The organism is Pseudonocardia sulfidoxydans NBRC 16205, from assembly GCF_007989085.1.
Lineage (GTDB): Bacteria > Actinomycetota > Actinomycetes > Mycobacteriales > Pseudonocardiaceae > Pseudonocardia > Pseudonocardia sulfidoxydans.
Map to the genome: position 1 here is coordinate 1 of NZ_BJVJ01000123.1, position 10,885 is coordinate 10,885.

Below are 10,885 nucleotides of genomic sequence, written 5' to 3' on the forward strand. Positions count from 1 at the left end.
ATAGCGACTATTGCCACTCACGACCTTTCCGGGCGAGCGCGGTCAGGGTGCGGCGGCCCGCGGGGTCGGCGTCGGTCGCCACCGGGACCACGCACACCTCGTCGACGCCCGCTGCGGCGTACTCGGCAATCCGCGACCTGACGTCGTCGGCCGAACCGATCGCACCGACCGCGGCGGCGAGCGACGGCGGGACCGCGGCGAGCAGCTCACGCGGCGACGGACCCGTTCTCGCGAACCTGACGAGATCGCCGAACCCGGCCTCGGTGAACACCTCCCCGTAGCCCGGCGCCCCCAGATATCCGACGACCGCGCGCGCCAGCCGGGACGTCGCCTCGTCGTCGGGATCGACCGCCCCGGTCACCCAGGCCGCGACGCGCGGCGGCTCCCGTCCGGCGTCGGCGGCGGCGTCGCGGACGGCGGCCACCAACCGCCCCGCGACGAAGGGCGGCAACAGGTTCAGCACCATCCGGTCGGCGTACCGGCCCGCGACCCGCACGGCCTGCGGCCCGAACGCCGCGATCGTCACCGGCCCGCCCGGCGCCGGCGCGCGCAGCCGGTACCCGCGGGTGCGGACGACCTTCCCGTCGACGTCGGCGCGCCCGCCGTCGAGCAGCGTCCGCAACACCTCGGCCGTCTCGGCCAACGCCCGCGCGGGCGCCGGGGCGTGCCGCCCGTGCCACCCGGACACCACGACGGGGCTCGACGACCCGATCGCCACCTCGACGGTCCGCCCGGTCAGCTCGGCGACGGTCGCCGCCCCGACCGCGATCTGCACCGGCGTCCGCACGGCGACCGCGAACGGGCCCAGGACCAGCGGGATCGTGCCCGGCAGGGCGGCGGCGAGGGCGAACGCGTCGTAGGTCGCCATCTCGCCGATCCACAGCCGCGCGTAGCCGAGCTCGTCGGCGGCGCGGGCGGTCTCGACGGCCTCGATCGACGGCCGGTCCTGCCACAGCCCGAGGGACACCGACAGCTCACCCACGCAGGCGCTCCCGCAGGTCGCGCTTGAGGATCTTGCCGACGGGGTTGCGCGGCAACGCGTCCACGATCTCGAGGCGTTCGGGGAGCTTGTAGGAGGCTATCTTCTCCGCGCGCAGGGCGGCGACGAGCTCGTCGAGCGTGGGCGACGGCACTCCCGAGGACGGCACGACGACCGCCGCGACCCGCTCCCCCAGTACGTCGTCGGGGTAGCCGACGACCGCCGCGTCGGCCACCGCCGGGTGGGCGAGGAGCAGCGCCTCGATCTCGGCGGGGGAGATGTTCGTGCCGCCGCGGACGACGAGGTCGCGGGCGCGGTCGACGTAGCGCAGCATCGTCGGGTCCTCGGGCGCGATCTCGAAGACGTCGCCGCTGCGGTAGAAGCCCTGCTCGTCGAACGGATCCGCGGCCGACCCGCGCCAGTACCCGGAGAAGATCGTCGGGCCCGCGACCCGCAGCTCGCCCGGCGTCCCCGGCGCCGTGATCTCCGCGCCGGAGCCCATGTCGACGAGCCTCGTGCGTACCCCGGCGCTCGTCGGGTTCGGCCAGCTCAGGCCCGGCCCGCCGAACCAGGGGAAGAACGCGGCGCGGGCGTCGGGATCGGGGACGGTGTGCTGGTCGGAGATGAGCGGGACGCCCTCGTTGGAGCCGAAGAAGTTGGTGACCTCGATGCCGAAGCGGTCGCGCCACTCCCGGATCAGCCGACCCGACAGCGGTGCCGACCCGGACCCGATGACCCGCAGGCTCGACAGGTCGGCGGAGTCGAGCAGCCCGGGGGCGCGGAGCATGCCGGTGAGCAGCGCGGGCGGGGCGAGTGTGTAGGTGACGCGTTCGTGGGCGATCTGGCCCAGGAACGTCGGCAGGTCGAAAGGGTGGTGCTGGACGAGCGTCGCGCCCGTCAGCAGCCACGGGACGAGCACCCCGCCGAAGCCGGCCATGTTGACCAGCGGGAACGGGCTGAGGATGACGTCGTCGGCGGTGAGCGCGGGCGCGGCGGCGCAGCCCTCGCCGATGACGTTCCAGCCGTTCGCGCACCGCGGCACGCCCTTCGGGGTGGCTTCGGTGCCGGAGGTCCAGCACAGCGTCACGACGTCGGAGGGGTGGCGCTTCGGCGCGGGCAGGGGCGTCGTGTCGAAACGTGCCGGGCCGTCGAGCGTGAGCACCTCGAACCCGCCCACCGACGACGCCTCGGCCGCGGGGGATCGGTCGCCGAACCGCGACACGGTCACGAACGCGCGCAGGCCCGCGACGGGCGCCAACGTCGACAGCTCGTGTTCGCGGTACTGCATCGGGAACGGCGACACGATCGCGCCGAGCCGCACGCACGCCAGGTAGGCGACGACGAGCTCGACGGTGTTGGCCAGCTGCGTCCCGACGACGTCGTCGACACCGACGCCGGCCCGGTGCAGGACGCCCGCGAACCGGTCGATCTCCGCGTCGAGCTCGGTCCAGCTGAGCCGCCGCGGCGGCGTGCCGAGCAGCGCCTCCCGGTTTGCCGGGTCGACGACGGCCGTCGCGTCTACGCGCTCGGTCACCCGCTCCCGGAACAGCGCGTCCCAGGTCCAGGCCGGGTCGTCACGCCACCACCCGGCGGCGACGAACTCGTCGATGCGTTCCTGCGGGTGGAGCCTCACGAGGACCTCCGAAAGCGCGCCGAGCGGTCGTGAGCGGCAATAGTCGCTATAGCGACTATTGCCGCTCACAGGAGTTGACCCACGTCGCGTGGAAACCCAGCGGGACGCGTTGTGGGAGCAGGACTCTGGCCACCGGGCCCGCCGTCAGGTCCGAGGCGTCGAGGATCTGCACCTCGGAGCGGTCGTCGCGCTCGTCGGTCACGAACGTCACCAGGTACCCGTCGTCCTCACCCGTGCTGCCCTCGCGCGGGGCGAAGGGCGCCTCGCTCCCGAACCTCCCGGAGCCGAACCAGTGGTGCTGCCGCTCCCCGGTGACGTGGTCGTGGCGGAGCAGGCCGTCGAAACGGACGGTCTCGGCGTCGGCGATGTGGACGTTGTAGGCGTAGCGGGTGGGCCGGCCGCAGGCGCGGGCGTCGATCGACGGGAACTCCGTGTTGGCGTCGTCGAGCTGCGTCTCGGTCGTCGTGCCGGAGTCGAGGTCGAAGACGTAGCGGTGCAGCCGGGCGTCGAGACGCAGGTAGCCGAGCAGCTTGCCCAGCGGCCCGGGGCGGGTGGGGACGGGCTCGGGGCGGGTCACCCGGCAGACGTCCATGACGATCGTCCGGGCCTCTTCCCACGCGTTCACGACGTGGTAGATGTAGCAGGGGTCGGCCTCGAACCAGCGCACCTGCGACGCGGTGCCGCGGCGTGGGATGACGGCGAACCGCGACGGCGTCGAGCGGTCGAACCCGATCTTGTAGCGGCCCTGTCGTGCGGCGGCCGGGTCCTGCGTGAGCGGCAGGTCCATGAGGATCGAGAAGTTCTCGGTGATCGCCATGTCGTGGGGCAGCCGGGGGCCGGGCAGGTCGATCTCCACCTCGTGGTCGATCGCCCCGTCGGCGTTCACGACGCCGTAGCGCAGCAGCGGGTCACGGGCGCCGTAGTCGAACCACATCAGCTCGCCGGTGTGCTCGTCGACCTTCGGGTGCGCCATGACGTCGCCGTGCAACGTCCCCAGGAAGTCCTCGGCGCCCAGCGTCTCCAACGACAGCGGGTCCATGCTCATCGGCTGCCCGCACAGGTACCACGTCGCGAGGACCCGGCCGCGATGATGGACGAGGTCGGTGTTGGCGGAGTCCTTGAACGGCAACCCCCGCGCGGTGCCGACGGGGTTCCCACGCGGCGACTCCATGACGCCTGACCACAGCGCCTGCCCCACGGCCTCCTCCGCGGCGAACGCCCGGGTGCGCACCCACCGGTTGCGGTAGCGCGCCCTCCCGTTCTCGAAGGACATCGCGTGGACCATGCCGTCGCCGTCGAACCAGTGGTAGCGGCCGGGCGCGTCGAAGCGTCGGTTGGGCCCGTTGCGCAGGTAGACGCCGTTGAGGTCGCGCGGGACCTGCCCGATCACCTCGAGGTCGTCGGCGGTGATCTCGTCACGGACCGGGGCGAAGATGCCCAGCAGGTAGGGGTTGTCCTGGTCGCTCACGTCGACGGCGACCGCCGAGGGCTCGTCGAAGGTGGTCACCTCCCCGACGCTAGGGCCCGGTGTCGGTGGTCACAACCCGATCGGGTCAGCCGCAGCCGTTCGCCCGGCTGCCGGAACGGGTAGTGGGACAAAAGTGCCCCGACGTGTGACCCGACCACCGCGACACCGGCGCCGGTTCGCGAGAAGATCGGGATCCGCGAGACGACGTGAGGTGACTGCCGTGGCCGTCGACGACAGGCCGACCGACCCGAGGGCGGCCGACAAGGCTGTTGTCGACGACGACGACACCCCTGACCAGCCCAGCAAGTTCGAACAGCTGCGCGAGAAGTACCCGTGGCTCGACCACGTCGTCCGCGCCGGTGCCCGCTACACCGACCGCCACGGCGACCACTACGCCGCCGCCATCACCTACTTCAGCGTGCTCGCGCTCGTGCCGCTGCTGATGATCGCGTTCGCCGCCGCCGGGTTCGCGCTCCGCGCGCAGCCCGAGCTGCTCGACCAGCTCCGCGTCGGCATCACCACCGCCGTCCCCGGCGCGCTCGGCGAGACCCTCAACGACATCATCCAGAAGTCCATCGACCAGGCCGGTGCCGTCGGTGTCCTCGGCCTGATCGGCGCCCTCTACTCCGGCATCGGCTGGATGAGCAACCTCCGCGAGGCGCTGTCGGAGCAGTGGGCGCAACCGCCGGAGGCCCCCAACGTCGTCAAGAAGCTGCTGTTCGACCTGCTGGCGCTGCTCGGCCTGGGCCTGGCGCTGGTCGTGTCGTTCGCGGTGACGGCCGTCGGCACCGGGCTGGGGCGGTTCCTGCTCGACCTCGTCGGCCTCGGCGACCAGCGCTGGGCGCTGTTCCTGCTGGGCGTCGCCGGTGTCGTGCTCGGCCTGGTCGCCAACTGGCTCGTGTTCCTCTGGGTGATCGCCCGGCTGCCGCGCCAACCCGTCGCGATCGGCAGCGCGCTGCGGGCCGCGGTGCTCGGTGCCGTCGGCTTCGAGGTCCTCAAACAGATCATGACGATCTACCTGCGCACCGTGACCAACTCGCCCGCGGGCGCCGCGTTCGGGTCGATCATCGGTCTGCTGATCTTCGTCTTCTTCATCTCCCGCTTCATCCTGTTCGTGACGGCCTGGGCGGCGACGTCGAAGGAGAACGAGCAGGAGGAGCCCGCCGACGTGCCGGCGCCGGCGATCATCTGGTCGGAGGTCGTCGTGAAGTCGGGGCCGACGCCCGCCGCCGCGGTCGGGCTCGTCGGCGCGGGGGTGCTCACCGGGCTGCTGGGCCTGCGCGCCCTGTCCGGGAAGCGGCGCTGACTCACGGCCCGTCAGGGCCGTCCCTCGGCGCCCGGGCCCGCCTGGCGATGTAGCCGACGCCTGTCGCGACCCCGACCACCAGGATCAGGGCGGCGACGACCCAGCCCAGCGGGCTCGACTCCGGCAGCGCCCCGGCCGGGCCGCCCGGCGTCCCCGGCGACGTCGTCGTCTCCGTGACGGGCGCGTGTTCGACGAGTGTTCCCACCGGCGCGAGACCCGGCGGCATGGCGAACCCGTAGTCCAGCAACGCACTCGCCTGCGCGACCATCCGTACAGGCTGCTGCTCCCCGCGCACGAGCGCCACCACGATCCGCCGCCCGTCACGCTTCGCCGCGCCGACGAACGTGTGCCGCGCCGCGTCGGTGAAACCGGTCTTGCCGCCGAGCGCGCCGTCGTAGGAGCGCAGCAGCGGGTCGTCGTTGGACAGCATGAAGCCCGCGTGCGTGCCGAAACCCGGGAACTGCACCAGCCGCGTCTGCGTCAGCTCCGCGAACGTCGCGTTGCGCAGCGCCGCCCGGAACAGCAGCGCCAGGTCGTAGGCCGACGACGACATCCCCGGCCCGTCGAGCCCCGACGGCGTCGCCGGACGGGTGTCGAGCGCGCCCATCGCCGCGGCGCGCTGCTGCATGAGGTCGAGGGTCTGCGGGACACCGCCGAGGGTGCGGGCGAGCGCGTGCGCGGTGTCGTTGCCGGAGTTCAGCAGCAGCCCCGACAGCAGTTGCTGCACCGTGTACGTGCCGCCCGGCCCGATCCCGGCGCGGCTGCCGTCGACCTGCACGTCCGACATGTCGCCGGTCACGACCTGGTCCATCGGCAACCGGTCGAGCACCACCAGCGTGGTCAACAGCTTGAGTGTCGACGCCGGGCGCTGCCTCCCGTGTGCGTCGCGGGCCGCGAGGACGGCGCCCGAGTCGAGGTCGGCGACCACCCAGCCCGCCGCGTCGATCCCCGCCGGAACAGCAGGTGCGCCCGCGGGCAGCACGAGGTCGCACGAGCCGAGCGCGGGCCCGCCGACGGCCGGGTCCTGCACCGGTAGCGGCGCCACCGGGGTGGGGCCCTCCTCGACCGCGGCCGGGCCCGGGGGCGCCGCGTGGTCGTGACACACCGGGGGCGCCTGCGCCCCGGCCGGCCCCGCCGTCGTCGCCGCCGTCAGCATCGTCACGACCGCCAGCCCGACGGCCGCCGCCCTCACCCGCCCCCGCACGACGATCGACACTAGACGCCCCCAGCCGCCGCAGCCGCTCTCCCCGCTGCGCCGCGCCCCGACCGCGTGGGCAACCACCTGGGCAACTGCCGAGGCAACCGTCCGGGCAACGGCCGAAGGGGCGCCCCAACCGGCGACGTCCCTCCCTGCGCCGTACTACCCGCGCGCAACCTCACGGTTCGCCCGGGGCGGGGGGAGAGCAGTGAGGTTGCGCGCGGGTCGTTCGTCCACCGGGGCCGCTCCTCTCACCGGCCGCCAGTCCTCCCCGCGACCGGCCGCGTCGATGTGACGGACACGCCACACCGTCGGTCGACGGTGCCGCCCGGCGCGCGGTCCGGCACCATTGCCGGTGATGCGTGACGAGCCGAGCCCCGTTCCCGTGACCGAGCCCCACCCCGGGGGCCCTGTCGCGGACGACGACGCGCATCCTCGTCGCGACCCGCGCGCCACCACGACCGACGTCGACGACGGCCGGTCCGCCGAACCCGGGCAGGTGTTCCGCGACCCGGGACCCGCGCCGGGCCCGCCCGACCCCGGCCCGCCGACCGCGATCGTCGGTCCCCAGCGTCCCGGTGACGACGATCCGCGCCCCCCGGCGCCCGAGGGCCTGCCGCCGGGCGCGACACCGCTCGCGCCGCAGTCGCAGGTCGGCCGGTCGTCGGCTCAGTTGCCGGCCGTCGCGCCGTCGCCCCGCCCGCCCGCCGGTCCGGACGGTCGCCACGACGCGGGTGCGCGTGAGCCCGGCCGCGACGACCGTGACACTGCGGGCCCCGGGCGTCACGAGACCGAGGTGCCCCGGCGTGATGCACGACCGGGCCCCTACCCGGTGGGCGACCCCCGGCGTGCGCTCTGGCCGGGCGGGGCCGGGCAGCAGACGCAGGGCCGCCGCGACCCGCAGCAGGGCCCGCCGCAGCAGGGCCCGCCGCAGGGCTCCGGCAGGCAAGGGTCGCCGCCGCAGAGTGGTCAGGCGCCGGCACCGGGCCGGCAGGGTCCCCGGCCCGCCCCTCCGTCGCCCCGCCGGCCGGGTCCGGGGCAGCCGGTCCCCGGCACCGCCGGACCCGCGCCGCAGGTTCCGGGCCGGGCCGGTCCGATGCCCGGCGCCGGGCGACAGGGCCCCCCTCCCGGCCCCGGCATTCCCGTGAACGGCCCCGGCATGCCTGTGAACGGCCCCGGCATACCCGTGAACAGCCCCGGCCCGCCCGTGAACAGCCCCGGGGGTCGGGCCGCACCCGGGCGCCCCGGGTCGCACCGTCACGACCCCCGCGACCCCGACTCGCCGCCGGATCCCGGCCCGGTCCCGCCGCCCTGGCAGCGTGGCCCCGGCGCTGTGCCGCCCGGTGCCGTGCCACCTGGTGCCGTGCCAGCCGGCGCGCTGCCGACGACCCCGCTCGTCCGCGGAGCCGACCTCCCGACGCTGCGCGCCCAACCCATGCCCGGTGGCCTCTCGCCCGACCAGGCGCCCACCCAGCTGTTCTCGGGAGCCGCGCTGCGGGCCGCGGCCGCGCAGGACGAGGCGGCGATGCAGACGCGCATCGTCTCCGGCACGGGTGTGCGCGCGGCGCTGCGGGCCGGTGCCGAGCCGGGCACGCAGGCCTACCCGTGGCTGGGCGACTCGCCGACCGAGCTCATCCCCGCGATCACCGACGACACCGAGCTGCTCACCCGGCCCGAGGCGCCGGCCCCGGCGCAACAGCCCAAGGGCCGCTCGCTGGGTCGCTCGACCGGGATGATGGCGATCGCCAGCCTGGTCAGCCGTGTGACGGGCTTCCTGCGCCAGATCGTGCTGGTCGCGGTGCTGTCGCTGGGCATCGTCAACAGCTCCTACACCGTTGCGAACACGTTGCCCAACATCGTCTACGAGCTGCTGCTGGGTGGCGTGCTGAGCAGCGTGATGATCCCGCTGCTGGTGCGCGCGCAACGCGACGACGCCGACGGGGGCGCCGCGTACACGCGCAAGCTGCTCACGGTCGCGGGTGCGGCGCTGCTGGTGGCGACGATCGTCGCGATGCTCAGCGCCGGCCTGCTGACCAGGCTCTATCTCGGCGGGGAGACGACCGCGACGGCCAACCTCGAGCTGGCGACGGCGTTCGCCTGGCTGCTGCTGCCGCAGATCTTCTTCTACGGCATCGGCGCGCTGTTCGGGGCGGTGCTCAACAGCAAGGGCGTGTTCGGGCCGTTCGCGTGGGCGCCCGTGCTGAACAACGTCGTCGTGCTGGTGGTGCTGGGCGTCTACGTCCTGGTGCCGGGTGAGATCAGCCTGGACCCCGTCGAGATGGGCAACGCGAAGCTGCTGGTGCTGGGCATCGGCACGTCGCTGGGCATCGCGGTGCAGGCGCTGATCCTGCTGCCGGCGCTGCGCCGGGTCGGGGTGTCGTTCACGCCGCTGTGGGGCTGGGACCCGCGGCTGCGCTCGGCGGGCGGGCTGGCGTTGTGGGTCATCGGCTATGTGCTGATCGGCCAGGCCGGCTACATCGTGACGACGCGGGTGGCCGCGGCCGCCGACGGTGGTGCCGTCGCGATCTACAGCAACGCGTGGTTGCTGCTGCAGGTGCCCTACGGTGTGCTGGGCGTGTCGTTGCTGACCGCGCTGATGCCGCGGATGAGCAAGGCCGCCGCCGAGGGCCGTATCGACGACGTGGTGATCGACCTGTCGCTGGGCAGCAGGCTCTCGACGGTGTTCCTGGTGCCCATCTCGGCGTTGCTGACGGTGTTCGGCACCGAGGTCGGCGTGGCGCTGTTCTCGCTGGGCCACGGCGACCGCGACGGCGGCGCGTCGACACTCGGTGCGGCGCTCGCGGTGTCGGCGTTCGGGCTGCTGCCGTACGCGGTGACGTTGCTGCAGCTGCGGGTGTTCTACGCGCTGACCGACTCCCGCACTCCGACGATGATCCAGCTGGTCATCGTCGTCGCGAAGATTCCGATGCTGTTGCTGTGCCCGGTGCTGCTGCCGCCGGAGAAGGTCGTGCTCGGGTTGGCGGCGGCCAACAGCCTGTCGTTCGTGATCGGCGCGATCGTGGGGCAGTGGCTGCTGGCGCGGCGGCTGGGTCACGTCGCGACGGGTGAGGTGCTGCGGACGATCGGGACGACGGCGCTGTCGTCGGTGGTCGGCGCGATCGTCGCCTACGGCGTGGTGCTGGGGATCGGGCACCTGTTCGGCGGCTGGGGCAGCGGCGCGGGCGGCGCCTGGGCGCAGCTGGTGCTGGCGCTGGTCGTCGCGGCGCCGGTGATGCTGGCGATGCTGTGGGTGTTCCGCCAGCGCGAGCTCGAACCGGTGTGGCGACGGCTGGGCGGCTCCCGGGCCCGCACCCGCGCCTGACCGACCCCCGCGCGCAACCTCACGGTTCCCGGTCGGGCGCTGGACAGCAGTGCGGTTGCGGCCGATCTTTCGCGCGCAACCTCACGGTTCGCGGATGGGCGCCGGACAGCAGTGAGGTTGCGCGCGGCTGTGGGAACGGCGACGGCCGGCGACCCCTCCGTGAGAGGGGCGCCGGCCGTCGGGAACGCGTTGCCGGGACTCAGTCGTCCGGGTCGTCGGTCACCGTGTCGGCGGCCGAGGCGCCGTTGGGCGACTTCACCGCGGCCTTGGCCCGGTGGTTGTTGCGCCGGGCGGTGGGGCGGGGCGGGGGCGGGGGTGTCTGCATCTGCGAGGAGCCGCGGCCGAGGATGAGCTCGGCGAAGGTGGCCATGGCCTCGTCGAGCTGGCCCGCGTTGCGACGCTCGGACTCGCCGTTGGCGCGCACCACCAGCTCGGTGACGGCGGCGGTGTCGGGGCGGTCGCCCAGCGCCGACTCGAGCGCCCCCAGCTTGCTGTCGACGCCGCTGCTCAGCGCGGTGACCGCGCCGGTGAGCCCGTCCTCGACGGTGTCGATCCGGGTGGCGACGGCCTCGAGGCGCTCCGCGAGGGTCTCCAGGCGGGCGGTGAGCCCGTCGAGCGCGGGGGTGTGGTCGATCTGCGGCCGCGAGGCCAGGTCCTCCAGGCGGCGGTGCAGGCCGACGCTGGTGTCGCCCAACAGGTTGCGGACGCCCTCGTTGTTCTCCTCGACCGAGCGCAGGGCCCCGTCGAGCTGCTCGCGCACCATGCGCTCGACGCCGTCGACGCGCTCCTTGATCGGGGTGGCGACGGCGTTGGGCATCGCGTCGAGGCGCATCTCGTGCCGGTCGAGCCGGTTGTCGAGGTCGTCGAGACGCTTGTGGAGGCCGCCGAGGCGGTCGTCGAGGCCGTCCATCCGGCCGGAGACGCCTTCGAGGCGGCCCGCCATCCCGTCGAGGCGGCCGTCGAGCTGCGCGAACGGCTT

General features: G+C 74.0%; 7 protein-coding genes. 2 read left to right on the top strand and 5 right to left on the bottom strand.

Going from position 1 to position 10,885, the window contains the following annotated elements; all coding sequences use genetic code 11:
* Positions 1-7: 7 nt before the first annotated feature.
* From PSU4_RS29535 to PSU4_RS29545, 3 genes are read right to left on the bottom strand one after another with little or no spacing between them, the layout of a single operon-like run.
* Positions 8-982 carry an LLM class F420-dependent oxidoreductase gene (locus PSU4_RS29535; RefSeq protein ID WP_147115743.1) on the bottom strand — a complete coding sequence of 325 codons (975 nt, stop codon included), beginning with the start codon at positions 980-982 and terminating at the stop codon, positions 8-10.
* Positions 975-2,612 carry a class I adenylate-forming enzyme family protein gene (locus PSU4_RS29540; RefSeq protein ID WP_147115745.1) on the bottom strand — a complete coding sequence of 546 codons (1,638 nt, stop codon included), beginning with the start codon at positions 2,610-2,612 and terminating at the stop codon, positions 975-977. The genes PSU4_RS29535 and PSU4_RS29540 overlap by 8 nt, the downstream gene beginning before the upstream one ends.
* A gap of 55 nt (positions 2,613-2,667) precedes the next feature.
* On the bottom strand, positions 2,668-4,119 hold the full coding sequence (locus tag PSU4_RS29545) for a carotenoid oxygenase family protein (RefSeq protein ID WP_147115747.1): 1,452 nt from the start codon (positions 4,117-4,119) through the stop codon (positions 2,668-2,670).
* Positions 4,120-4,300: 181 nt separating this feature from the next.
* On the opposite strand from PSU4_RS29545, the gene yhjD reads away from it, so the two are divergent.
* On the top strand, positions 4,301-5,386 hold the full coding sequence (gene yhjD / locus PSU4_RS29550) for an inner membrane protein YhjD (RefSeq protein WP_147115749.1): 1,086 nt from the start codon (positions 4,301-4,303) through the stop codon (positions 5,384-5,386).
* 1 nt (position 5,387) lies between these two features.
* Here the strand turns inward: yhjD and PSU4_RS29555 are convergent, their stop codons facing one another.
* Positions 5,388-6,590 carry a D-alanyl-D-alanine carboxypeptidase family protein gene (locus PSU4_RS29555; RefSeq protein WP_246115428.1) on the bottom strand — a complete coding sequence of 401 codons (1,203 nt, stop codon included), beginning with the start codon at positions 6,588-6,590 and terminating at the stop codon, positions 5,388-5,390.
* Positions 6,591-7,947: 1,357 nt separating this feature from the next.
* Between PSU4_RS29555 and murJ the strand changes: the two genes are divergently transcribed.
* Complete coding sequence (gene murJ, locus PSU4_RS29560; protein WP_246115429.1) at positions 7,948-9,906, top strand: murein biosynthesis integral membrane protein MurJ; 1,959 nt, start codon at positions 7,948-7,950, stop codon at positions 9,904-9,906.
* 199 nt (positions 9,907-10,105) lie between these two features.
* On the opposite strand, the gene PSU4_RS29565 is transcribed toward murJ, so the two are convergent.
* Positions 10,106-10,885 (bottom strand): PA containing protein (locus PSU4_RS29565; protein WP_147115751.1); only part of this gene is annotated, 780 nt, incomplete at its 5' end.